18 protein-coding genes are annotated in these 25,148 nt (G+C 61.5%); 8 read left to right on the top strand and 10 right to left on the bottom strand.

Annotated elements, in window-relative coordinates:
- Window positions 1-135 precede the first annotated feature (135 nt).
- On the top strand, window positions 136-2,430 hold the full coding sequence (locus tag HZC36_16720; GenBank protein MBI5708630.1) for a glycoside hydrolase family 9 protein: 2,295 nt from the start codon (window positions 136-138) through the stop codon (window positions 2,428-2,430).
- A gap of 105 nt (window positions 2,431-2,535) precedes the next feature.
- Here HZC36_16720 and HZC36_16715 read toward each other — a convergent pair whose 3' ends face one another.
- From HZC36_16715 to gyrA, 3 genes are all read right to left on the bottom strand, one after another.
- Window positions 2,536-2,823: a hypothetical protein gene (locus HZC36_16715; protein MBI5708629.1), complete on the bottom strand. Its 288-nt coding sequence runs from the start codon at window positions 2,821-2,823 to the stop codon at window positions 2,536-2,538.
- Between the two features lie 248 nt (window positions 2,824-3,071).
- A complete protein-coding gene (gene crcB, locus HZC36_16710; protein ID MBI5708628.1) occupies window positions 3,072-3,461 on the bottom strand; it encodes a fluoride efflux transporter CrcB in 390 nt (129 codons plus the stop codon).
- A gap of 3 nt (window positions 3,462-3,464) precedes the next feature.
- Complete coding sequence (gene gyrA / locus HZC36_16705) at window positions 3,465-5,936, bottom strand: DNA gyrase subunit A (GenBank protein ID MBI5708627.1); 2,472 nt, start codon at window positions 5,934-5,936, stop codon at window positions 3,465-3,467.
- 482 nt (window positions 5,937-6,418) lie between these two features.
- Between gyrA and HZC36_16700 the strand changes: the two genes are divergently transcribed.
- Both HZC36_16700 and HZC36_16695 read left to right on the top strand, forming a co-directional pair.
- Complete coding sequence (locus tag HZC36_16700) at window positions 6,419-7,414, top strand: NAD-dependent epimerase/dehydratase family protein (GenBank protein MBI5708626.1); 996 nt, start codon at window positions 6,419-6,421, stop codon at window positions 7,412-7,414.
- Between the two features lie 261 nt (window positions 7,415-7,675).
- Window positions 7,676-8,275 carry a UbiX family flavin prenyltransferase gene (locus tag HZC36_16695; GenBank protein MBI5708625.1) on the top strand — a complete coding sequence of 200 codons (600 nt, stop codon included), beginning with the start codon at window positions 7,676-7,678 and terminating at the stop codon, window positions 8,273-8,275.
- A 187-nt stretch (window positions 8,276-8,462) separates the two neighbouring features.
- Here the strand turns inward: HZC36_16695 and HZC36_16690 are convergent, their stop codons facing one another.
- Window positions 8,463-10,892, bottom strand: coding sequence for a glycoside hydrolase family 127 protein (locus HZC36_16690; GenBank protein ID MBI5708624.1), 2,430 nt, complete (start codon window positions 10,890-10,892; stop codon window positions 8,463-8,465).
- Between the two features lie 169 nt (window positions 10,893-11,061).
- Between HZC36_16690 and HZC36_16685 the strand changes: the two genes are divergently transcribed.
- On the top strand, window positions 11,062-11,604 hold the full coding sequence (locus HZC36_16685; GenBank protein MBI5708623.1) for a DUF3291 domain-containing protein: 543 nt from the start codon (window positions 11,062-11,064) through the stop codon (window positions 11,602-11,604).
- An 86-nt stretch (window positions 11,605-11,690) separates the two neighbouring features.
- Here the strand turns inward: HZC36_16685 and HZC36_16680 are convergent, their stop codons facing one another.
- The 3 genes from HZC36_16680 to HZC36_16670 all read right to left on the bottom strand — a co-directional run bounded on the left by HZC36_16680 (window position 11,691) and on the right by HZC36_16670 (window position 16,324).
- Complete coding sequence (locus HZC36_16680) at window positions 11,691-12,782, bottom strand: esterase (GenBank protein ID MBI5708622.1); 1,092 nt, start codon at window positions 12,780-12,782, stop codon at window positions 11,691-11,693.
- A gap of 32 nt (window positions 12,783-12,814) precedes the next feature.
- The gene (locus HZC36_16675) at window positions 12,815-13,123 is read right to left on the bottom strand and encodes a hypothetical protein (protein ID MBI5708621.1); all 309 of its coding nucleotides are present in this window, start codon (window positions 13,121-13,123) and stop codon (window positions 12,815-12,817) included.
- A gap of 945 nt (window positions 13,124-14,068) precedes the next feature.
- On the bottom strand, window positions 14,069-16,324 hold the full coding sequence (locus tag HZC36_16670; GenBank protein ID MBI5708620.1) for an FdhF/YdeP family oxidoreductase: 2,256 nt from the start codon (window positions 16,322-16,324) through the stop codon (window positions 14,069-14,071).
- Window positions 16,325-16,419: 95 nt separating this feature from the next.
- Here HZC36_16670 and HZC36_16665 point away from each other — a divergent pair, with 95 nt between their 5' ends.
- The 3 genes from HZC36_16665 to HZC36_16655 are packed head-to-tail and all read left to right on the top strand — an operon-like array spanning window position 16,420 to window position 19,908.
- On the top strand, window positions 16,420-17,115 hold the full coding sequence (locus HZC36_16665; GenBank protein ID MBI5708619.1) for a DUF1080 domain-containing protein: 696 nt from the start codon (window positions 16,420-16,422) through the stop codon (window positions 17,113-17,115).
- A 21-nt stretch (window positions 17,116-17,136) separates the two neighbouring features.
- Entirely contained in the window at window positions 17,137-18,822 is a 1,686-nt protein-coding gene (locus HZC36_16660; protein ID MBI5708618.1) for a DUF4838 domain-containing protein, read from the top strand.
- Between the two features lie 9 nt (window positions 18,823-18,831).
- A complete protein-coding gene (locus HZC36_16655; protein ID MBI5708617.1) occupies window positions 18,832-19,908 on the top strand; it encodes a hypothetical protein in 1,077 nt (358 codons plus the stop codon).
- A 114-nt stretch (window positions 19,909-20,022) separates the two neighbouring features.
- On the opposite strand, the gene HZC36_16650 is transcribed toward HZC36_16655, so the two are convergent.
- The 3 genes from HZC36_16650 to HZC36_16640 form a co-directional block, all read right to left on the bottom strand.
- Entirely contained in the window at window positions 20,023-21,507 is a 1,485-nt protein-coding gene (locus HZC36_16650) for a FecR domain-containing protein (GenBank protein MBI5708616.1), read from the bottom strand.
- A 113-nt stretch (window positions 21,508-21,620) separates the two neighbouring features.
- Window positions 21,621-22,739, bottom strand: coding sequence for a cellulase family glycosylhydrolase (locus HZC36_16645; GenBank protein MBI5708615.1), 1,119 nt, complete (start codon window positions 22,737-22,739; stop codon window positions 21,621-21,623).
- A 154-nt stretch (window positions 22,740-22,893) separates the two neighbouring features.
- Window positions 22,894-23,568 carry a TlpA family protein disulfide reductase gene (locus tag HZC36_16640; protein MBI5708614.1) on the bottom strand — a complete coding sequence of 225 codons (675 nt, stop codon included), beginning with the start codon at window positions 23,566-23,568 and terminating at the stop codon, window positions 22,894-22,896.
- Window positions 23,569-23,910: 342 nt separating this feature from the next.
- Between HZC36_16640 and HZC36_16635 the strand changes: the two genes are divergently transcribed.
- Window positions 23,911-24,726 carry a PEP-CTERM sorting domain-containing protein gene (locus HZC36_16635; GenBank protein MBI5708613.1) on the top strand — a complete coding sequence of 272 codons (816 nt, stop codon included), beginning with the start codon at window positions 23,911-23,913 and terminating at the stop codon, window positions 24,724-24,726.
- Window positions 24,727-25,148: the final 422 nt, after the last annotated feature.

Raw genomic sequence — 25,148 nt, 5'->3', positions numbered from 1 at the left:
CCACCTCGCCCCTTGTGGGAGAGGTCGGTGAGCCTTGGCGAACCGGGTGAGGGGGTCTTTCTGCAAGCCTTGGCGTTCTCTGTGGTCCCTGCGTGAACGCCCCACTTTCAGCCACCTAACCCCGTAGAACCGGGTATGAGCGCCGCCTACGGCATGCTTCTCTACGCCGTCTTCCTCCAGAGTCCCCAGGACAGCTTTGATCCTCACATCACCGTCGTCAGCCTGGCCGAGCCGACGGTCCTTTCCGTCGAGATCCGAGGCGGCGGCGTGATCACCCCACCCCTCGAAAAGAACCCGGACTTCAAACCCGGCTACTTGCCTCCCGCCGACCACATTTGGCGCAAGAACGGCGAGGACGCCGGGGCGATCGTCGGCAAGAAGGGCGAATTCATCCAACCCGCCGAGCGCGCCATCGGACGCAAGTGGGATCCGGCGCATGCCGACGAGCCCCGCGAAATCAGCTTGCGCATCGCAGGTAAGCCGATCGTGCCAGAGACCATTGCCCGCAAGTCCTTCCCGGGCAATCTGGGCCGCATCGGAAGCTGGAAGTTCGACGGCGAGGCGGTCCACCGGCTCTATCTCCGCCTTCCGAACCGAGCCGATGTCGGAGTCGTTGAACTCTCGATTCCGGGAGCCGGCTCTTGGCGCGGCACCCTCGACCCGCGAAAGACCCGAACAGAGGGCCTGCGCGTCAACCAGGTCGGCTACCGCGCCGACGACCCCGACAAGAGCGCCCTGTTCACCCTCTGGATGGGCTCGGTCGGAGGGTCCAGCTATGTGCCGACACGCTTCGAGGTCGTGGATGCCCTGACCTCTAAGGCTGCGTTTGCGGGGACCGCCACCCTGTTTCACGACGGTTCAAAACAGGACTCCTTGCACGGCGACTACGGCGCCAAGGCGCCGGTCTACGTGCTCGACTTTTCCCCGCTGAAGACCCCCGGCAAGTACCGTGTCGTTCTTCCCGGCGTCGGCTACAGCTACGATTTCGAGATCAGCCCCTCGGTGTGGGAAAGGGCATTCGCCATCGCTGCCAAGGGCTTCTACTTTCAGCGCAACGGCATCGCCCACGGCAAACCCTATTCCTGGTACACCGCGCCCCGTGCCTTTCATCCGGATTCGGGCACGGCGGTTCACGCCTCGACGTGCAGCTTGATGGACTCGGGCAACGGCCTGAACGCCCTCGGCACCGACAAAGACAATTTTGGCAACCTGGTCAAAGGCGCGACCAACCGGACCGTCGCCAACGCCTGGGGCGGCTACAAGGACGCGGGCGATTGGGATAGCCGCATCCAGCACCTGGAGGCATCGAGGATGCTCCTGGAACTGGCCGAGCTCTTCCCTGGCCCGATCAGGAAGCTCAAGCTGAACATCCCGGAGAGCAAGGGCAAAATCCCCGACCTGATCGCCGAGGCGATGTGGAACGTGGACCACTACAAGCGGATGCAGACCCCCGAGGGCGGCATTCGGGGCGGCGTGGAGTTTGAGGAGCACCCCAACTACGGCGAGGTCTCCTGGACCACGCGCCTTCGGCTGTTCGCCTATGCGCCCGACCCCTGGTGCTCCTGGCTCTATGCCGCCACGGCGACACGGCTGTCGCGAGTCCTCCAAGCTATCGACGCCACCCGGTCGGCCGAGTATCTGGCGTCGGCAAAGAAAGCCTACGACTGGGGAGTCTCAGAGTTGGCGCGGCTCAACCGGCAGAAACTTCCGCCCGACGTGCTCGACGCAAAAGTGTTCGCCGCTACGGAGCTCTACGCGACAACCAAAGAAGACAGATACGCGCAGGACCTCAGTCGACACCTCAACCTGGCAAATGAGGGCTCATTGATGGGCGCTCAGGGAGAGGCGGCCGCCTTGATAGCCCGCACAGGGCTTCCATTCTCCCTGGCCCAGCAAGCAAAGAGGGCCATTCTAGACCGCGCGGACCTAGTGATCAAGCAAACCCAGACCAACTCGTTGCGCCAGGGCCATGCCGGCGATTGGGCGTACCCAGGCTACGGACGTGACGTCAGCCCATTGGGAGGCAAGTTCCTCATCTGGGCGCACGAGGTTACGGGAGACTCCAAGTACCTTGCCGCTCTGCTGCGCTCGAACGGCTTCCTGGTGGGCATGAACCCCACGAACACGGTGTTCACGAGTGGTGTGGGCTCGAATCCGGTGAAGCGACCCTTCATGCTCGACCCCCGGTACTCGGGGGGCGGACGCATGCCCGAAGGGATCACGGTCTACGGCCCGCTCTACTACAACGTCGAGAAGGAAGGCCCTTGGTTCACGCTGGCGAGGCCGTTCATGTACCCCGACGGCTCCCAGTGGCCGCAGGCTGAGACGTGGTTCGACTCGTTCTGGACGATCATGATGAACGAGTTCACGGTCATGCAGTCGCTCGGCCCGACCTCGCACGTCTGGGGGTATTTGGCGTTCAGGAAGTAGCGAAAGGCGATCCTCTCGCGGGCGTAGCGCGGGCGTCCCGCCCGTGCAGGTCAACCGCCGTCTTGTAATGTCTGAGGTGGTGCCTCCATCTTGTCGCCGAGCCTGTCAGTCTCTCTTCGTCGGCGCGGGCAGCGAGGATTGGAGTTCGGAAAGCTTCTCTTCCAGTTCGTTGACTCGCGCCTTCAACGCTTCGACCTCTGCTGTTCTGGGCGGCGCCTGGCCATTGAGCACGGCCAAGAGTTCAGCCGTCTCGCTTGGCCCCTCCTTCTCGCCGCGCATCAGCCGCATCATCTTGCGCTGGTGTTCGGCAAGGATGGCCACGATGGGCACCACGACGAAGAGCCCAAAGAAAAGCCCCACGATGAGGACCGTCTTCAGGGTCTCAGGCGACATAAATGGCGGCTGCTCCACCCTCTCATCCTACCAACAGAATCGAACCGGGCATAGTCGAAGGTCCCGGGAGGAGGGGAGAGGTCCGAGGTGCGAGGTCCGAGGTCTGAGGTCTGGGGACCGGAAGTTCTCGGGTTTTCAGGTTTTCGGGTTTTCGGGTGTTCAGGTCCGAGGTGCGAGGCCTGGGGTCCGAAATGGGTCCCCCTTCGCCCTTCGCCTCCCATAGGTCCGAGGTCTGAGGTCCGGAACCCCTACCCCCCAACAAGCGCTCGCGCCAGCGCCAGGCCCAGCCAGGCCGCCAACACTGTGGACACGAGACTCCCGGCCATATGGCCGAAGGCGGACGCCAAGTTTCCCTCGGAAAGGAGTTGCACCGTTTCGTAGGCAAACGCGGAGAAGGTGGTGTAGCCGCCCAAAACACCCACAACGAGAAACAGCCGCCAACCTAGTGCCCAGTTCTGCTCCAGCGCCAAACCCATCGCCAGCCCAATGAGCAGAGACCCCGAGATGTTGACAAGAAGCGTGCCCCAGGGGAAAACCGTGCCCGTGCGCTCTTGCACCCAGCCGCCGAGCCAATAGCGCGCGTTGGCGCCCACGAAGGCTCCAGAACCTATCGCGAGGATCCTGGAATAGGCGTCCATGGGCTATTCTTCGGGCTCCGGACTGATCTCCAGGTCGCCGTCGTCGGCGTCTTTCACCACTCGGGCAACGGACTTCACGGTGTCGGCGTCCTTCAGGTTGATGATCTTCACGCCCTGAGCGATGCGTCCGGTGACACGAATATCCTTCACTGGGCAACGGATCGACTGGCCGAGAGTCGTCATCACCAAGAGCTTGTCATCCAGGTCCACGACCTTGCCCGTGACGATTTTGCCCGTCTTGTCGGTGACGTTCATCGTCAAGATGCCCGAGCCGCCACGGCCCTGGACGCGGTATTCCTCCAGGTCCGTCAACTTTCCGAACCCGTGCTCGCCGATGACCAGCAGGTAAGCGCCAGGGCGAACGATGTGCGCGGAAACCACGTGGTCCTCGTCGTTTTTGAAGCGAACGGCTCGTACGCCGCCGGCGGCGCGACCCCTGCCGCGCGCTGCCGTCTCCGGGAACCGGATCGACTGCCCTTCGCGCGTCACCAGCAACACGTCCTCGTTGCCGCGGGTCTTGAGCACCCAGTTCAGATCGTCGCCCTCTTCGATATCGAACGCCATGAGGCCGTTCGAGCGGATGTTCTCGAACTTGGCCATCTCGGTGCGTTTGATCTCGCCCATGCGCGTGATCATCGTCAGGTAGCCGTCGCTCTTGATGTCCTTCACGCTCACGGTCGCGGTTACGCGCTCGCTGCCCAGAATCTGGATGTAGTTGATGACGGGCATGCCCTTGGCGTAGCGGCCGCTCTCGGGCAGGTCGTAAGCCCGGAGCTTGTAAACGCGGCCCCGGTCCGTGAAGAAGAGGATGAAATGGTGGGTGTTCACCTGGAACAGGTGCGCCGGCTCATCCTCGGACTTCATCACGTTCTTCAGGCCCTTTCCGCCACGCTTCTGCTCGCGATAGGCGTCGAGGCTCACGCGCTTGATGTAGTTGTCGCGCGAGATCGAGATGATGACCTCTTCTTCGGGAATGAGGTCTTCTTCGCTGAAGTCGCCGGCTTCGCGCGTGATGATCTTGGTTCGGCGGTCGTCCCCGAACTTGTCGCGCATCGCCGTGACCTCGTCCCTCATGACGCCGGTCAATCGGATCGGGTCCGTTAGGATGTCCATCAGGTTTTGGACCTTGAGCAACGCCTCCTTGTAGCGGTTCTCCAGCTCTTGCTGAGAGAGCTTGGTAAGCTGGCGCAGCGGCATGTTGAGGATCGCGTTGGCCTGGAACGGCGAAAGCTCGAACTTTCGGACCAGTTCCGCGCGAGCCACACCCACGTCTTCGGCGGCGCGGATCGTGGCGATAACTTCGTCGAGGAACCGCCTCGCGATCTGGAAGCCCTCGTTGAGGTGCACCTCTTCGAGCGCGCGGTAAAGCTCATACCGGGTCCGGCGCTCAATCACATCTCGACGATGCCGGATGTACTCGTCGATGATGAGGTCGAGCGGCGCCACGCGGGGAGCGCCGTCCACGAGCGAGAGCATCGTCGCGCCAAAGGTGGTGCGCAGGTTCGTGTGTTTGAGAAGGTAGTTCAGCGCCTTGTTCGGGTTCACATCGCGGCGCAGGTCCACCTCGACGCGCATGCCTCGCTTGTCCGAGTAGTCCTGAACGTCGGTGATGCCGTCGAATTTGCGCAGCTTGCCAATCTCGGCGATGCTCTTGACCAGGTTGGTCTTGTTGACCTGATAGGGCAGCTCGGTGATGACGATCTTGGACTTGCCCATCTCGGCGGGCTCGATCATCGTCTTGGCCTGCATCACGATGCTGCCACGCCCGGTGGTGTAGCAGTTCCTGAGTCCCTGTGTGCCCATGATGATCCCGTAGGTCGGGAAATCGGGCCCCTGGACGTCTTCCATCAGATCCTCAAGCGTACAGCTTGGATTCTCGATACGTCGCAGGATCGCGTTGCATACCTCGCGCAGGTTGTGCGGCGGCATGCTGGTGGCCATACCGACGGCGATGCCCTGCGCGCCGTTGCACAGGAGGTTTGGGAACTTGCCCGGAAGCGAAGTTGGCTCCAGGAGGTCGCCTTGGAGGTACGTGGTCATCCAGTCGACCGTCTCGCGGTCGAGGTCCTCGAGCATCTCCATGGCGAGTCGCGTCAGGCGGCATTCCGTATAACGCATCGCGGCGGGCTCGTCCCCATCGACGGAACCGAAGTTGCCCTGGCCATCGACCAGCGGGTAGCGCATGGACCAACTCTGCCCGAGGCGGACGAGCGTGGGATAGATGACTTCTTGGCCGTGCGGGTGGTAGTTCGCCTGGGTTTCGCCGGCCACCTTGGCGCACTTGGTGTGCGGGTTCTCGGGAGTCAGATTCAGGGTACGCATCGCGTAAAGGATGCGGCGCTGGACTGGCTTTAGTCCGTCGCGAACGTCCGGCAGGGCGCGCGCGATGATGACCGACATCGCGTAGTTGACATAGCTTCTCGCAAGCTCGTCGTTGACGTTGATATATGCCAAATGGGGATCGTTTTCAGCCACGGTTTCTTAGTTCCAGACGAACGAGCGGGCCACGGGGTCGCTCAGGGTGGAAATCAGGTCAAAGTGTACCTTTTTGGTGGGGGTTCGGGGCAGGGGTTTTGGGCTGAGGTGCGAGGTGCGAGGTTCTCAGGTTTTCAGGTGTTCAGGTCCGAGGTCTGAGGTCCGGAACCACCTCGCCACCTTGGGGAGAGGTCGATGCGCGTAGCGAACCGGGTGAGGGGGAGGAGACGCGATGCGCAAGGGGCGATGAGCGATGCGCGACCCGATCATAAAGCCGCCCTGTCGTTCACGGGAGAATCCTGCCCTGAGCTTGCCTCAGCGGAGGTTGAGCGTGTCGAAACCGGGTGAGGAGCGTGTGGAACCTTGAGGATGCCAAGGATCTTTCCCTTGCGGGCCGAAGGGCTGACCTGTTGAAGCGAAGGCCTGGACCCCCTCGATCGCCACGACCGCGATGTCATCCCGTACTGAGCCACAATCCCACTGTGCGTATCCTCATCCTCGGCGGGACCAAGTTCCTCGGCAGACACATCGTCGAAGCCGCACTGGCCACCGGCCACCAGATCACCCTCTTTCATCGTGGCCAGACCGGAGCGGACCTCTTCGCGGGCCAGGTCGAACGCATCCTTGGCGATTGGACCGAGCACGTCCGGGGCCTGGCCGGAAAGAACTGGGATGCCGTTGTCTACACCGGCGGCTACGTGCCCCGAGTCGTACAAGAAACGGCGAGGTTCATCAAGGACGAAGGCATCGCTAACGCGTTCCTCTTCATCTCCTCGATTTCGGTCTACGACAAGCCTTCCGCCGGCGCCGACGAAAGCTGGCCCGTTGCAACACTTGAAAACACCGCAATCGAAGAGATCACGGGCGACACCTATGGACCGCTAAAGGCCATGTGCGAGGACACCGTGCGTGAGGTCTTCCCGCAGACCTCCATCATCGCCCGCCCAGGGCTCATCGTCGGCCCCCACGACCCCACCGACCGCTTCACCTATTGGCCCTGCCGCATGGCCGAAGGTGGCGATGTGCTTGTTCCGGGGCGAAAGAGCCAGCCCGTCCAGATCATCGACGTTCGCGATTTGGCCGCATGGTGTGTCGGAGCGCTGGAGCAAGGATGCGCAGGGACTTACAATCTGACGGGCCCTGCGGAACCCTATCAGTTGGGGCCGCTGCTCGAAACGATCCGTGACACCACAAAGGCCAAAGCCGAGCTCCAGTGGGTCGATCCTGCGAAGCTCGCCGAATGGGAGGTCCAGCCTTGGATCCAGTTGCCCCTCTACCTGGGGCTGGAGTCAGGGGACGATGGCATGATGGCCGTCTCCATCCAAAGGGCCGTGGAGTCTGGTCTCAGGCTGCGGCCAATAGAGGAAACCACACGGGATACGTTGGCTTGGGCGCATTCCCGTCCTCAACCCCACGAATGGCGAGCGGGCCTTACCAAGGAACGTGAGCAAGAGCTTCTCAGCCTCTGGTGGTCGTGAGAAGCGAAGGGCGATGGCAGATGGATGACGGACGGCGAATTCCGGAGATGGTGGCTCAATTAGGTCTGTAGCCGCCGGCTCTGTGCCGGCGTCCTGGCCAGGTCCAAAGGGAGAAGTGGCTGAAGCCAGATGACACGAGTTCGACGGATATCTCCGTGGCGGAACGGCGTCCCCGGGACGCCGGCACGGAACCGGCGGCTACAGACTTCGAAGATTGCCCGTCGCGCACCGCGCATCGCCCATCACGCGTAGACTAACGATATGTCCACGGGCAAGCTGGTCGTCGGAGTCACAGGAGCAAGCGGAGCCATCTACGCTCAGCGCTTTCTCAAACAGGCCGCGCGGCACTACTCGGAGATCTTCCTCATCCTCAGCCGACAAGCGCCGCTCGTGGCTGAGACTGAGCTGCGCGTCCCGATCGATCTGGAGAACTTCTCGACGGGCGCCTGGCTTGGCGAGAACCTGCCCAACCTCCACTTGCTCGACGACAAGGACTATTTCACGCCCCCGGCAAGCGGATCTTTCCGGCATGACGGGATGGTGATCATCCCCTGCTCCATGGGCACGGCAGGACGCATCGCCAACGGCATCAGCGCCGACCTGATGACCCGCGCCGCCGACGTCTGCCTCAAAGAGGGCCGCAAGCTGATCGTGGTCCCGCGCGAAATGCCATGGAACCTGATCCATCTCCGCAATTTCACGCAACTCGCAGAGGCCGGCGCGACCATTCTGCCCGCGAGCCCCTCCTGGTACCACCAGCCCAAGACCCTTGAAGACCTTGCCGACACCGTCGTGGCCCGGGTGCTTCAATGCCTCGGAATCGAGCAAAGGATCCTGACGCAGTGGATGGCGGAGGACTGAGGCGCTGGGTGGGCGGCCCCGAACCCCCTCCCCCTAACCCCTCCCCCTATCCCAATCACCGGGACAAGGGGAGGGGGCCGTTTTCACCTCGCCCCCTTGGGGAGAGGTCGGTGAACAAAGTGAACCGGGTGAGGGGGAGTCCCTTCGTCCCATTTGTCCGTAAGTCCCAGTGTCCCTTTGTCCCTTGCTACCGCAACTCCCACTCCAAAATTCCGCCTGAGAACCCAGGCTTCAGCATGACGACTAGCCGGAGTTCCGCCGTCACCACCGTATCGAAGCGGACCTCGCTCCAGGCGTCTTTCTTCACCGGAAAGCCCGCCGGGGCGTGCACGTCCACCCATTCGCCGTTCACCTTGGCCTGGATTTTCCAGCTCTCCGGCACTCGGCATTCGCCCTTGATCGCCGCGTCGTCGAACCAATACACCCTGCTGCTCAGAAAAGCGCGGGGCGCCTCGAACTGGTAGGCCACCCACTCCTCGGTTCCCTTGTGGTCCCACCAGGTGAACCTGGGAATCTCCTCATCGTGCGAATTTCTGGGTTCGAGCCCGTCGCTGAGCGCCCCCGCAGAGTCGCCGCGAAACACGTGGGAATAGGTCGTCGGCAACGGCGGGCGAGGCTTCTGTTGGCCGACCCATTTGTTGCCGGTCGGCGTCGCCGTGGGGAACACCGTGATCCTCAAGCGCGCGGCCCCCATCGGGATCAGGGTGATCGTCTCGGGTTTTTCAAGAGAACGGGCCGGGCTCTTCTGCAGCACGCCGACGAGCCCGAAATGGTCCAGCCCCCACTCGGGGATGCGCCTTGCCTGGGTGGTGAGGCTCACGGGCACGCGAGCGGCTTCCCATATTTGCCCAGACTTCGGGGCTGGCTTCGAAGCGAAAGTGAACGTGGGCTTCGGCGCTAATCCATAGTTCCAGGCCGACTTCGGCAGGATTTCGAACGCGTCCCAGCCATTGCGTCTCGGCACGCGCTTGGTCTCCTCGGCGATCTTGAGCGAATAGGCCAACGGTCCGCGATACACGCTGAGCGTGCCGGGTCGCTGGCTCCAGGTCTCGGTCCTAACCTGCATCGGCAGGCTCAGCTCGACCACGTCGCCCTTCTTCCAGGTTCGATCGATCTGGACGAACTGACTTGCCTTGGGCTTCACCCTCTGCTTCTTGCCGTTCAACTTAACGCTGGCCGACTTGCACCAACCAGGCACACGCAGGGAAAGTGGGAAGCGAACCGGCTTCGCCGGATCGACCTTGAACCGGATCGTCTCCTCGAACGGGTAGTTCGTGTCTTCAGCGATCGTGACCTTGACTCCGGGCCCAACCTTCGCCGTGACCTTGTTCGGCGCATAGATGCCCGCCAGAAGACCGTTGCCGTCGGTGGCGAACCAGAGGTGCTCGGTGAAATAGGGCCAGCCCATTCCCGTGTTGTGCTGGCAGCAGCGGTGGTCGTTCGGGTCCATGAGGAACATCGGCCCGCCGTTCTCCACGCCCGGACTCTTGCTTGGGGCGTCCGAAACCGCCAAGTTTGGCGAGGTGAGATAGCGCAGGGCTTTGAGGTCGGGGGTCATCGTCGCGGGCAGCCAGTTGAACGTGACATCTTCGGCGTGATCGGCCCACTGCGGGTCGCCCCCGCTGTACTGAAACAGCAGCTCATGGGAGAACATCATCTCGACGACCGCGCAGGTCTCGGCGGCCTGACGGGGGTCGGTCTTGCCTTTGCGTGCGTTCTCGTCGGCGCCGTACATCCCACCGGGAGACTGCCCGAACTCGTCGCGAAACGCCTTCAGGTCCTTCTCGGTAGCTTGCCAATCCGAATACTTGCCCGAAAACAGCCCAAAAGTCGCCGGCTCCCGGAAGGCCTGCGCAAAGTTCACCCCGTGATGATTGGCGACGCCGAGGTCCCACCGAGCGCCAGCCTTATGGAGCCGCGCGGCAAGGTCGAGGATCTTCTTTTCGCCGGTCCGGTTGTAGAGCCAGACCAGGCTCGCCAACTGGTCGCCGACCCGCTGATGATGCCAATAGTGACGCGGGTCGATCAGTTCTTTGGGCTCCAAGGACAAAAGGTAATCGCAGTACCGGAGCATGAACGGAACCACGCGCGGGTCCCCGGTGGCCTCTTGGTAGGTCTGCAGGACCATCTGCATGAGCATGTTCGGCCACAGGTCCGGCGTCCCCAGCTTGGTGTCGCGGTTGGTGTCCGGGCCGAACCAGCCGCTCGGCTCTTGGCTCTTCAGCACCGCGTCGATGCAGGGCTGAATCTGGGCGATCAGCTTCTTGTCGCCCGTCACATAGGCCAGCGAGACTTGCCCTTTCAGCCAATAGGGCAACTCTTCCCAACCTGCGCGGTCCTGCGTTCCCGTGCCCATCCAGGCGTTGTTCTTAAGGTCCAGAAACTTGCTGATCTCCGGGAGCCTTCCCGCGAAGCCGTCGCGCTGGAGGTCGAGCTGAGTCTTCAGCCAGCCCGCGGCCTTCACCGACCCGGTCGGGAGCTTCTGAAGGGGACTAGGCGTGAGGGGGGCCCTTTGGTTCGCATAGAAGTCGTTGGGGTTTCCCGTCTTGAGGAAGTCTTGCGCGGTGACTGTCTCCGGCGCGCTGACGGCAACGGTTGCAAGGATCATGGGGATCACGGGTTGATTATGGAGGAGGATTACGGGATGTCTCCCACCCCAACCCCTCCCTCAGTTTCGCTGTGCAAAACCAAGGGAGGGGCTTTTTTCTCGCCCTATGGGTGGGGCCGGTAAGCGCAGAAAACCGAGACAGGGCGTACCTTGGATGCATAATACTAGCCGCTTAACTATGGCAAGACTTGCGTTCATGACGATGGGAGAACTCCGGGAGCCCTACGGCCACCCGACCGTTCAGGGCTTCTTCGACCGCATCGCGGACGTCTTCGCCGATGTCGAGACCAGCGACGGATTCATCGACCGGTCGCGCCGCGACACGATGCTGGACCAACACGGCTGGGGCGAGGTCGTTTGCCCCAAGTGCTTTCAGCCCGTCGACGACCTGCTCATGCTTCCCTCAACCCTTTCCCTTTGGACCGATCTTGAGTCTGTAATCGCCTACGCCTATCGCGGGCCACACGGCGAAGCGATGTCCAAGCGGCGGGAGTGGTTCAAGGACCGCAATGCGCCCACGTATGTCGCCTGGTGGGTCGCGGACGGCCACACTCCCGATTGGAACGAGGCCGGCGACCGAATCGACCACCTTCATGAGAACGGCTCCACGGCGTTCGCCTTTGATTTCAAGGCGCCCTTCGACGCCGATGGCCGTCCCATGGAAATCGACAAGGCCAAGATTAACGCCAAACGCGCCCTCAACGCCTCGCGCGGCGGGTAGGCGAGAGAGCGAAGTGCGAAGGGCGATGGGGGATAGAGCCCCCTCCCTCAGTTTCGCTGCGCAAAACCAAGGGAGGGGCTCAACAACTACTGAAACAACCGGCCGGCAAATTCCGCCAGATTCCGCCGCCAAAGCATCCACACATGCCCGCCGCCGGTCTCGCCGTATTCCAGCTTCACACCCTTGCCCACGAGCCAGTCCCGCAGCCCGCGATTCGCCCCGATCAGGCCGTCGTCGGTTCCGCAACGAACATAGAGCAGCTTGAGTTTGTTGGCTTCCTCCGCCTTGAGGCCCGGGAAGTTGGCGTCGTGAGATTGGACGAGCCCCCCTGCGCTGAACGAGCCCACATACGCAAACCGGTCGAGCGCATTCAGCCCCACCAGCAAGCTCTCCGAGCCCCCCATCGAGAGCCCGGCGATGGCCCGGGAAGCCTTGCCGGGCTGCACCCGGTAGTCCTTCTCCACCGTTGGAAGAACCTCTTTGAAGAGCGCATCCCGGTAGCCGGCATAGCTCCTTCTGAAGTCCAAGGGCTTTCGATAACCGGCCGTGCCGGGGTTGGAGAAGTCTGGGACACCATAGCCCAGCGTCATCACAACCAGCATCGGTTTGGCCTTCTTCTGCGCGATCAGGTTGTCCAGGATGACGTGCGCCTTCCCGACCTCCGTCCACCCAACGGCCGTGTCTGAATACCCATGAAGCAGCACAAGAACCGGCAGTTTCGGTCCCGATGCCGAATAGCCGGGCGGCGTGTAGACGAAGTAATCGCGTTGATCGCCGACGACTTCGGACCGATAGAAGTGGCGGTGCAGCTTGCCGTGGGGCACGTTCTGGACCTCCCAAACCTCCGGCGGATTTCCAGGGACGGTGACCATGTTGCTCGCCCAGAAGAGGTTCGGCTTGACCTCGATGTTGTTCGGGTCGAGCGTGGCGGTGCCGTCCACGGAGAAGCTGTATCCATAGATGTCCGGGGTCATCGCTTTGGTGGTAAAGCTCCAAACCCCGTTCTCGTCCTTCACCATGAGAGCGCTTGCCGAGCCTTCGATCGAGAGGTCCACCCGCTGGGCGTTCGGCGCTCGGAGCCGGAAGGTCACGGTGCGGTCGGGATGCACCTCCGGCGAGACGATCCTTCCGCCTTGCTGTGGAACAGAGCAGAGAATGAACAGCAGCGGACTTAGCATTTCCCTTGCAGTCTATCTCTTTCTTCTGCCTTTCAATTGAGAGCAGAAATCAGGCCCTGGAGGGGGACGAACGGCTTGTTGTTAACCTCCATCACATACCCACCTAGACCAATCCACTGACTGCCAACCTTGATCTTGTCGGTGCCCGTCAAGACCAAGACTGCACGCCCGTTGTGGGTGAAGCGTCTTCCCACGCTGCGCTCGGAGGTCGAGGCTCCACCTTGGGCGGCGACCCAACTGGCGACCGAGACAAAGCGCTTGCCGGCGCTATCGGTAACTTCGGTGGCACTTGACGCAAGGGTTCTGTCGCGGACCGATTGAACGTGTTGCCAGGCCAGCATTCTTCCTAGCACGCGGCGGGCGATGTCTTCGACCAGCTGTCGGTCTTGAGTTTCATCTCCGACCTCCCACACGATTTGTCCGGGTGCGCCGGTCCCACGATACATTAGTTGGATATACACCCGTGACAGCTCAGCGCCCGCGCTAAAGACCACAGTCTTTGAGCCTGGATCCACGGATCTGCCCACGACATCACCGAGTGGCAGCCCGCTGAAGCCAAGATTTGATGTTCGAGCTCGACTATCGGGCCTCACGAGAGCCGACGTCCGTTTGCGAAACTCAGAGACACGTGAGCGACGCTCGTTGGCCGAAGGGTACGTGGCAGTACTGACAGAAAGAGAAGCTTGATCCGCGCGCTTGAACAGCGAGGTCCGAACAACAAGCCCTCCGTCTCGATAATGTAGAAACTGCGTTGAAAAGGCGGATAGCTCGGGACGAAGGTCATCCATAACACCGCCTGTAAGAATAGGCGTGATTAACGAGGCAGCTAACAGAAGCAGTGCGTTCATCATGGCTATTGCACTCCTGAGAACACTCTGGAACCGGTCGTGTGCGTGACCTTCTCAGAACCCAAATTCGGGCACAGATACTAGTCGAAGTCGCTTTCACTCTAGTGTGGCAGACCAGCGCATCTCCGTGTCCTTCCGCGAATCTTCGCGTTCCTTGCGTGAAAGCCTTGACGCGCCGGCACGGAACCGGCGGCTACGGCCACGAGGACCTTTCGGTCGGAGCTGCCGCCCCCTACGCTCCCCACACGTCTGGACTCTGAGGCCCTTACCACTCTCAGCGCGGCAAGATGAGGGGGTGTCCCTAAGCCCTCGCACATCCCAAGGACCGTTCTGCCAGGCCCATCGGGCCGACCTGTTGGAGCAAAGGGCGAAGCCCTGAAACATGGCGCACCAGAATCCACAAGGCCTGAAGGGCCGCCCTACTGGCTCCATGAACTGCTAGCACGCCTTCATCGTGGAGCGACTTTCCGCAATCCTCAATGACTTGAGCCGCTCGCCAGATCGCCCTTGGGGTTCGCCCAAGCTGGGCGCCACTCTCACTACCGTCGACTTGAACGCAGGCGTGCGCGATTTGGGGTCTGCCGTGCGCGGCAGCAGGACGTTGCACTCGGGGTAGTACATCAGCGCACAGCCCTCGGCGATCCGCCACTCGCGGGCAAGGAGCCCCCGCATCGTGCCTGCTGGGCCGATAACGTCCACGGGGTCATCCGGCTTCAAGCCTAGCCGCATCAAATCGGCGGCGCACATCAAGATCACATCGCGCCGCTCCTGCCCGCGATAGGGGTCCGCATCCTCGTAGACGATCGTGTTGAACTGCCCTTCCGATCGCACCGTCATCAGCCGGATCTCGCCCTCGCCAAGCGGTGGGAGAGCAGGCATGGGATGGGCACGGAACGCCGCCTTCCCACCTGGCCTCGGGAATTCAGGACGGTGCAGGATCCTGCCCGAGATCTCGAATTCCTGCTTGGTCTCCCCGATGTCGACGATCGGCTTGAGGCTGGGCACGAGTTGGGAGATGAGCGCCCGGATCGCGTCGTGACTCTTGAGTTGCTCCCAATCGAAGGCGCCGCCCGCACCCAACACGCCCAGCGCGATCGAGCACAGCACCTCGGTTTCGGGCAGAGGACCCTCGAAGCGCTTTTGGCCGCCGTCGCTGAGCCGCACGTAGCTGAACATCGACTCTTGTGTCGTGGACTGCGTTTCTTCGTCGCGGGCGAGCACCGGCAGGATCAGCGTCGTCTTGCCGAGGCCGTGCGCATGGCCGGTGTTTAGGGTTGTGCTCAGGTAGACGGTGGTCCCGATCTTCTCGAACGCTTCCCCAACGAACCTCGCGTCGGGCGAAGCGCCATGTAGGTTGCCACCCATGCAGAACGCCAGGTCCACGCCGCCTTCATGCGCGAGCTCCAGTGCTTGAAGCGGGTCATGGCCCCGGTTCTTCGGCACTCGCACTCCCATCGTCTCCAGCTTCTCCGCGGCCGCCTGCGCCACAAACGGCATCACACCCACTGTGCCCATGCCCTGCACGTTGCTGTGCCCACGGATTGGCAGGAGCCCCGCGCCCGGCCTGCCCACCATTCCGCGCAACAGGGCCAGATTGACGATCCACTGGACGTTCTGGACCCCGTGTTCATGGTGCGTGATGCCCATGGTCCAGCCAAAGATTGTCTTGTTCGCGTTCGCGAAAAGGTCGGCGGCAGCCTCGATCTCGTCTCTTCCAAGCCCGGACTGTTCTTCGATCTCCCTCCAGGAGGCACCCTCGACCATGGCCGAAAGCTCTTCGATACCCTCTGTCGCCGATTCGATGAAGCCCCGGTCGAGCTTCCCGGTCTCAAAAAGCCGCTTCGCGATTCCCGTCATCAGAGCGATGTCGCCGCCGATCTTAGGCTGAAGGTAGAGGCTCGCGATCTCGGTCCCAAACACCATGCTGCGGGCGTTCGACGGCACCTTGAAGCGCACGAGCCCGGTCTCGAGCACGGGGTTCCCCACGATCACGTGGCCGCCGCGGTTGCGGAGCTTCATGAGTTGGGTCATCAGCCGTGGGTGGTTCGAGGCGGGGTTTGCGCCGATCAAAAACATCAGGTCGCAGCTTTCCACGTCCTCCAGGTCCACCGTTCCCACGGGCGTCCCCAGCGAGTCCTTCATCCCGTAACCGCTCGCCTGATGGCAGTAGTAGCTGCAGTTGGTGACGTGGTTGGTGCCGTAGACCCGTGCGAAAAGCTGCATCAGGAACCCGGCTTCGTTCGAGCTTCGCCCGCTGGCGTAAAAGAAGCTTCGCTCCGGGTCCGTCGCCTTGAGCGCGGCTGAAGCGGCATCGATCGCTTCCCCCCAGCCGATCGGCCGAAAGTGGGTCGCACCAGGCTCGGCGGCCACCGGGAACGCCAGTCGTCCACAGGCTTCGAGTTCCAGCGGCGAGAAGGTCTGGAGGTCCTGAATCGAGTACTTCGCGAAGAACCGCTCGTCGATCCGGCCCATCATATCGGCGGCCATCGCTTGCAGCGACTTCTTGCAGACCTCCGGAAATGCCCCCCTCTCGTTGGCCATGCCGCCTTTCTGGCCACCCATTCCGAGCGCGCAAGTCTTGCAGGCGTTTCGCGAGCGCATGGCCCTCCAGAGCCTGCCAAAACCCACCTGACGGCCCTTGCGCCAGGTATAGCGCAGCGCCTGCCATCCTCCGCCGTGGTCGGGTGCTCTCATCGCTTTCGAATCAAAGTTTACAATCAATTCCAGATTCGGGTGGCTGGTTTTCTCCGGCCGTAGCGATTGAGATGAGTTGGGATAGACTGGCTTTCATGGGCCCACTACCCGCGTTCCTCGCGCTCGCCTCGCTGCCCTGGCTGCCCCAGGCAAAGGGCGGGACCGTGTCTCTCTTCAACGGCAAGGACCTCGCGGGCTGGCACATGGACGTCCCCGCTCTGGACAACAATCCCGCGGGCGCAAAGCCCTTCATCGTCCGCAAGAGCACGAAATCGGGAGGAACCGTCCTGGTGAGCCTCGGCACCCCGGGTGGACACCTGATCACCGACCGGACCTTCTCCGACTACCGCCTGGTGGTCTCCTACCGCTTCTCGGCTCGCCCAGGGAACTGTGGGGTGCTGGTTCACGCCTCCAAACCGAGACGGCTCTACGATATGTTCCCCCAGTCGCTTGAAGTTCAAATGCAGTCGGGCGATGCCGGCGACTTCTGGTGCATCGGCGAGGACATCGCGGTGCCCAACATGGAAAGGCGCCGCGGGCCAAGAGAGAATTGGGGCGTAGACGGCAACAAGTCGCGCCGGATCGTGAACCTCTATGACGGCCTGGAAAGGCCCCTTGGCGATTGGAATGAGATGGTGGTGCTGTGCCGAAAGGACACGATCCTGGTTTGGGTCAATGGGGTGCTCGTGAATGCAGGCGATCACTGCACGGCAACCAGGGGCCAAATCGCCCTTCAGGCTGAGGGCAGCGAAGTGGAGTTTCGGAGAATCGAGCTCACCCCACTTCACTAAGGGATTCGACATACTGGGGCCATGGTCAGCCTCATCGCCGCGGCATTCCTCTTCCCTTCTGCCGGCTTCACCATCGCGAAAGACGGCGTCGCCCAATGCTCCATTGGCCTGCTGAGCACCGAGCCCTCCGCACGTTTCGGCGCTCAAGAACTGCAAACCACCATCAGGCAGATCTCGGGCGCCGAACTGAAGATCGTTAACCAACCCCAGTCGGCCTCGGGGAGCATTCTGATCTTCTCGGACCCCAAGCTCAAGGAGGAGGAATACACCATCAAGACGACGGGTGGAAACCTCGTTATCTCCGGCGGGGGCAAACGCGGGCCCCTCTACGGCTGCTACACCTTTCTTCAAGACGTCCTTGGCTGCCGCTGGTTCACGAGCAAGATCGCACGCATCCCCAAGAAGCCCACGCTCATCGTGGATAAGCTCAACCTCCACGAGAAGCCTGCTTTCGAATACCGCGACCCCTATTGGACCGAGGCGTTCGACGGCACTTGGGCCGCCCGCAACAAGGTCAACGGCGCCTTCATCACGGTCGGCGACGAGCGGGGAGGCAAGGTCACCTACGGCAAGTTCGTCCACACGTTCTGGGAGATCATCAACCCGAAGGACTACTTCAAAGACCACCCCGAGTACTTCTCGTTCGTGAACGGCAAGCGCCAGGATGGCTACACCCAGCTCTGCCTGACCAACCCCGACGTGCTCAAGCTCTCGATCGACAAGGTCAAAGAGTGGATCAAAGAGAATCCGAAAGCCACGATCTTCTCGGTCTCGCAGAACGACACCTACTCGAACTGCCAATGCGAGAACTGCCTGAAGGTCGAGAAGGAAGAGGAATCGCCCGCGGGGCCGCTGCTCAGGTTCGTCAACAAGGTCGCCGATGAGGTCGGCAAAACGTATCCGAACGTACTCATCGACACCCTCGCCTATCAGTGGAGCGAGAAGCCTCCCAAACTGGAGAAGCCGCACAAGAACGTCCGTGTACGCATCGCCCCGATCGGCGCGTGCTTTTCACACCCGCTCAATGCCTGCGACAAGAACAAGACCCCGCTGGCCAACCTGCAAGCTTGGTCGAAGATCACGAACCAGCTTTATGTCTGGCACTACTGCACTGATTTTGCGGGCTACCTCCAGCCTCTGCCTTGCATCGACGAGATCATCGGCGACGTGAAGCTGTTCCGTGATTCGGGTGTAGTCGGTCTTTTCGACGAGGGCGCCTATCCTCCGGGCGGCGGCGCCGATATGGCCGAGCTCAAGAGTTACCTCTTGGCGCGCCTGATGTGGAACCCGGACCTCGACCCCAAGCCGATCATCTCAGAGTTTCTGGAGGGGGTCTATGGAGCGGCCGCGCCCCTGATGCAGCAGTGGCTCGACCTGACCCACCGCGCCGCGCGCACCCAAAACGTGCACGCGACGATCTATGACCCGCCGACCGCTCCCTACTTCCCACAAGACCTCCTCGACCAGGGTCGAGAGCTCTTCTCGGCGGCGGAATTCCGAACCACCGCCGATCCCGTGGCGCACGAAATGGTCCAGAGGGCCAAGATGGGCCTGCTCTATCTGGAGGTCCTGCGGATGGACCGCAAAGACCCGCTGTGGCCGGGCCGCGCCAAGGAACTGGCCGCCTCGATCAAGCGGTTTGGGGTGACGCAGACCTCCGAGGGCGGCGCAAGCAGTGAGTTTTTGAAGAGGATTGGGCAGGGGTAGTCTCTTCCGATGGGTGAGCGCCGAATATGGCAAATAGCTGCTGGAGACACCGGAAGGTTCTATGGCGACGTTTTCTTTCGTCATGACGTGATGTTTCTTGGTCCTGGCCGATTCGGCTACTACCATGAACCAGATTACAAGGTTGCTGACTGGCCCAGTCATCATATTGCACGAGTTCGGGCGTTCTCGCAGGAAGTGTGTGAAGGAGACATTGTGCTTGCCCGCCAGGGCCACACGCTCGTAGGCATTGGCGTGGTGGCCGGTCCAGGCTACGGTTGGTCCTCATCCTTTGACGACGTCTTCGGTTGGGACTTGCAGCACTATCATCGGGTCATCTGGCAGGACCATCTTGTGGACGCCATCGCAGACCTCCAGAAAGACCGACCACTCTTTTCATACATGAAACAGATCGTGAAGTTCACGAGGCATCATCAGAACTCGACGTCCATCTTGCTCGAGCCACTTCTGGAACGCATCGAGAGTCGTGAACTGCGACCACTTCCTGAAGAACCGCCCGAGCCGCTCAGTTTGGAGGACTTAGCCACGCATCTATTTGGCCTCGGTCTCCCAAACGCGCACGTCGAGCAAGCGGTCAAAGCAATTGAGCGCCAAAGACGACTCTGGCAATGGTATGAGCATTTCGGTGGAGCAAGCAGTCGACCGGGCGAACACGAAGTCATAGCTCACATGGTTCTTCCTCTTCTGCTTGCATTGGGCTGGTCCGAACAGCTTCTTGCTGTCGAATGGAAGAAAATCGATCTCGCTGGCTTCACTGGCACCCCAACAACAGAGCACAACTGCGTGTTGGTTTGTGAAGCGAAGGGATTTGGGCATGGCATGCAGAGTGCAATCCAGCAAGCTCGCAATTACGTTCGCGATCGCCATCTCGGCGGATGCAAGAGGATCTTGCTTACGCAAGGAGAGCGATTCTATTTGTATGACTGCGGTCCGGGTTCAAACTCTGATGCTGCTTCCGGTTACATTAACCTAAGCAAGATCAGAACCAACCACACCTTGCCGCCAGGAACGAACGGCGTCAAGTCCATCATGGCACTTACGCCGGCTGGCTGCCAAGTTGGTGTATAGCTACTGCCTCAGCAAGTTGAGGTAGTGGGGTAGCAGCTTAACCCGCTAGAGCGAACGGTCTACCGCCTGTACATCCCCTTTGCCTGCCTCAACATCTTGTTCTACCTCAACAACTTAGCCACCGTCTAGGTACTGCCGCGCCCAGGTTTCTCCTGCTTTGAGGATGATCGGCTGTTCGCCTTTGTTGGTGATCGTGACTTCTCCCTCGTCAACATGAACTTGCATCATCTTGCTCTTTTCGTCAAACGCAACCGAGAATGCGGTGCCTCGGGGTGACACCCCTGTTTCGTTGCGGCGCAGGACGAAGTCTCCGCCGGCAAAGCCGGGTCTGGAGGTGGCCCTAACAAAGACGCGTCCCGCGACCATATCCATGATCGCTTGGGTCCGCTGCCCACCCGCCTGCAGCAAGGGTCCGACCTTGATCGTCGAGTTCGGCTCCATGCGCAAGGTGGCACCATCGGGCAGGGCGAACTCGATCTCTTCGTCAAAGCTGGTCGTGATCATATCGCCAACCTTGAGGGGCAGCGCGTCTTTGAAGTCGACCCACTGGAGGCTGTTGTTCTTTCGAACTTGAACGTTGCCCGTCATCGCAACGACTCTGAGGGTAGGGGGTTTCGGCGCCGTTGTTGCCGGGCCCGTTCCGCCGCCGCCTGCCGGCTTTCCAGGCGTTCCGCCTGAGCCTGTGGTGCTTGGGGGCTTGACGGGCGGCTTTTCCTCAGGCTTTACGGCAGGCTTCTTGGGCCGGGAAACCGGTGCATACCACCATTCATAGAGGTCATAGGGCTGGCGGACGACGAACCGAACCCGAGAGCGGGCGGGAGGGCTGAACACGGGCTCCCACTTTGGACGCCATCCGACCGCTTTGCCGTAGGAGCTATCGCCCCAATCTATGGCAAAAGCCCAACCTTGGCCGTCCCAACCCAAGGCCATGTGTAGACCTTCCACAACAGGGGTGTCGTGGGCGCACCCACTGGCATCAAGTGTCCACAGCAGCTTTTCGCCTTGCCGGTATTCGTTCTTTGGCACCGTGAACTTGATGACCTGGTCCACTTTGCTGCCGTCATGCTTGGGGATGTTCTTCCAGGTAACAGTTCCGCCTTCGGGATCGACGGTGATTCCCTTTGCCATTTCCTCGGTGAACGACTCGCATCGTTTTGGATAGCCAGCTTCAAGAACCCAAACCGTTTCCATCTCGGCCTTTTGGTTCTTGTTCTTGCAGGAGAAGGACTGTATATGGAGCTCGCTCGTCGCGCTCTTTGCCTTGAAGTCGGCCTCGATCGTCCCGGTTTCAGGGTCGAAGTGGCCATCCAGGACGGCGTTCTGGGGAATGCCGGTGACACGGAGAGAGAGCTTGTTCGTCGCTGAGTAGAGCGTTCCCGAAACAGGGAGCCCCTTGGACTTCTTGTACGTCTTCAGCGTCCCTTTTACTGTCCAGTTCTTGCCAGAGGGCCTTGCGACAAGCAGCGACAGCGAGCCGCCCGTCGAGCCCTCACCTCGGTACTCGCCCGAGATGATCGAGTACTGCCCCCAACTGAGGTTTGCAGCACAACACAAGGCTACGGCGAAAAGCAGCCTGTTGAAAGCTCGATGTATGGGCATGGGAGCATGTTACAACACGCTTTGCCCAAAAACACCAATTGTGTAGTCGGTGCGCGCTGTCCACCTGCTCAACACATGTATCAGGGCTGTTTCAGGAGCCTGCAGCCGCTAACCTACCTCCCGTACATCCCCTTCAGTGTCACCTCATCCAGCCAAATGCCGCCGTCGGGACTGACCTTGCGGCCGAGGCCAAGAGCGTCGTCATAGCCCCACAGGCAATAGGGCGCCTTTTCGGCCTTGCAGGCCGCCATCATCGCCTGGAACCATCGTCCTCGGGAATCAACCGGCGCCACCGGCGGGTAGGCCCCGAACTCTCCCAGAATCGCCGGGACCCGGTTCTTCCGCGCCCAATCCATCGCCAGCTTGATGCGCCTTCGCAGGTAGGCCGCGTCGTTGCGTTCCTTACCGTATTGGCGCAGCGCGTCGTGGAACTTTGCGTCGTTCTTGCTTAGGATCGCCTCGACGTTCTCAGGAGTGGATGGGAACGGCACCGACTTCATGTCGCGCGGCCATTCGCCCACCCAGCTCGCGCCCTGATGCGTGAAGAAGAACGGGTCGTAGCAGTGGAAGGAGTAGATCACGTTCTTCAGCTTGAGCGGCTGCATCGCCACCAGCCCGTCGATGCCTCCCCAACCGGTGCCCGTCGCCAAAATGCTCCGCGCCGGGTCGATCTTGCGGATCGCGCTCGCCACCTTGTCCTGCAGCTCCCACCAGACCGCTTCGTTCTTCTGGTTGAAGATCGGCTCGTTCACGATCTCGAAAACCACGTCGCCTTCGTACTTGCCCTTGTAGCGCTGCGATAGGGCTTCCCAGAACGTGATCAGGCCCGTGTTGTTCTGCCCCGGCGAGTCGAGCTTCAGCTGCCCGTTGTCGTGAAGGTCGAGAAAGACGGCGAGCTTGTGGTCGACGAGCGCCTTGAGCGCCGCATCGAGCGCGGGCAGATTCGCGGCTTTGGGTTTGCCGTTGTCATAGATCGCCTCGGGAGAAACGCACAGGCGAACGTACTTGATGCCCAGCCTCTCGAAGTTCTGCCAGTCGGCGGGCTTCATGTAGTTACGAAAGTGCTCCTGGTCGTTTGGGTTGGCCAGGTAGCACATCCAGCGAGTGATGTTGACGCCGCTCGTCAGGCGGTTGAGAATGGACTTGGGGACGCCGTTTTCGGCCTGAAGATTGGTGGCTCCAGGGATTGCGGCGGCCAGCATGGCGGAAAGGGTTAAGAAGGTGGCTGCCATGAATCGGAGACTATCTGAGGCGGAGGAGGAGTGGGGTGGCCCCCAAGGGAAGCGAGCGGCGAACGGCGAAGCGCGTTCCTGACGTGAAAGCCCCCCAAATGCGCCGGCACGGAGCCGGCGACTACAGGCCCTACAGACCTGCAATTCCACAGACCTACTTCAGCCCGGCTTTCGCCAACAGGTCGAGAAGCTGCCGCTCGGAGCGTCCGTCAATCGCCACCGCTTGCAGCCTCCCGAATCGGTCGAACACGAAGCTGTTCGGGATGCCTTGGATGCCAAACGCCGTGTTGGCCTTCCGGCCCGGGTCGAGCAGGATCGGGAAGGTGTATCCCTTTTCCTCGATGAACGGACGCACCTTGCTCTCCTCCTCGTCGGAGATCGCCAGGATCACCAGACCCTTGTCCTTGAACCTCCGGTAGATCTTCTCCATGTCGGGCATTTCTTTGCGGCAAGGCGGGCACCAAGTGGCCCAGAAGTTCACGAGCACCACCTTTCCCTTGATGCTCTTCAGCGTCCATTCTTTGCCTGAGAGGTCGCTGAGCGTGAAGTTGGCGTTGTCGCGAGACTTCTCGAGCGCGATCAGATGAGATATCGCCGCTTTGAACTCCGGCGTCTCCAAATTCACCTTCAGCTTCTCGTAGCGCGAGAACTGAGCAAGCTGCACATAGGCATAGGCGGGCTCCGACCCCTGGGCCTTGGGAGGCGACTGCTGGATGGCCTGGACCAGAGTATCGGCAACTGCCTGCAGCGTCTCTCTGCCGCTGTCGCTCTCGGTGCAAAGGGTCGCGAGGCTGCTGGCAAGGCCGGTCTTGGAGGCGCCTCCCGGCATCGACCGGATCTCGAAGGCGAGCGTCTTGGTCAGGCTCCCGCGCTCCGGCTCTTCGAGGGAGCGGAGCTTGCCAAGGCTTTCCCGGACAGATTTTTCATCTGGCCGCAGGTGTGCCGCGATGGGATGGGAGACCAGAACAACGAGGATCGCCGACAACAGAACGAGGTGACGCCGCAACATGTTGTTGTTACGATACCGCCACCGGGGTGAGTGCCTGATAGGCAATCTCTTGTGCAAGCACCGGCGAAACCTGCCGGCCACCTCTGGACCCTCAGTGGAACAATGGGTGCCAATCTTTGCATCTTCGTCACGATTGGCACACTTTTCGACAACTGATCTGATATGAAGCGTCTCTGCGGCCTCGCAATCTTGCTGGCAACGGCGTCGTCCTTTGGCTCGGTCATCTCCGTCAGCAGCGGCTATTCGGTGCTCGGCAACCGTCCAAACAACCTGCTGACGAACGGCAGCTTCGAGTTCGATCGCAGCTTCTACAGCGAGCCGTTCCGCTTCTGGGCTACCGGGACCACAAACACCCCCTTCGTCCCCCTCACCGGTTGGGCCGCCACCGGAAAGCCGAGCAGCTACGCCATGTGGGGCCACGGTTCACCGGGTGAGATTGCTGGCAGCGCGCCGATCCCGCACGGCACGGAAGCCCTCTATTTCGGGGCGCTCTATATGTCCAGCCTTGGCACCCAGCCCACCTACCATGCGAACGGACTTGTGACCTTCTCTGGCACTCCCGGCATCGTGCCCGACCCGCTGTACGGCCCGGTGACCCTCAGCCAGACGCTCACGGGGCTGAGCACCTCTCAGCAGTACCGGCTCGATTTCTGGGCTTCCGCAGAGGATGCGGCGTTCAACGTCGGATGGCTCGATGGATTCTTCGGATTGGATATCACGGGCGAGAGCACGATCTACCTCACTTGCCCGACGTTTGGCAGCTCGCTTGGGCCCTGGCTCCGCTATTACGTCGTGTTTCAGCCGACCGCGTCATCTGTCACGCTGACCTGGACCAACTGGGGCCATTACTACGATCCGAACGGCCTCTTCCACTCGGAACTCGTCATGGACGATGCGATTGTGAACCCGGTGCCTGAGCCTGGCGCGCTGGCAGTGCTCAGTCTCGGACTCTTTGGAATGTTGCGAAGCCGTCGCTGATCCGGTCCGACCTGCCTGCGCCCGGAGTCTCCACCCCCCAACCTCCTCCTCATTTACGAACCAAGACGAGGAGGTGGCGCTTCCACCTCGCCCCCTTGGGGAGAGGCCGGTGAACGGAGTGAACCGGGTGAGGGGGAGCAGCGCGATACGCGATGCGCGATGCGCGATTGGGTCGGGCGTTCCACCTCGCCCCCTTGGGGAGAGGCCGGTGAACGGAGTGAACCGGGTGAGGGGGATCCAGGAGCATGAGTTGGCCTTTGCGAACCTTGGGGCCTTTGCGACTTGGCGAGAAATCACCATCGACGCCGGCACGGAACCCGCGGCTACTGAACTCCTCTGCGTTCGTCTGCGGATCTCTGCATCCATAGCGAGAAAGCGCCAACCGCGCCGGCAAGGAACCGGCGGCTGCAGTGCCCCCTAAC

Source organism: Armatimonadota bacterium (assembly GCA_016223145.1).
Classification (GTDB): domain Bacteria; phylum Armatimonadota; class Fimbriimonadia; order Fimbriimonadales; family Fimbriimonadaceae; genus Nitrosymbiomonas.
This window is presented reverse-complemented; position numbering and strand designations above follow the sequence as displayed.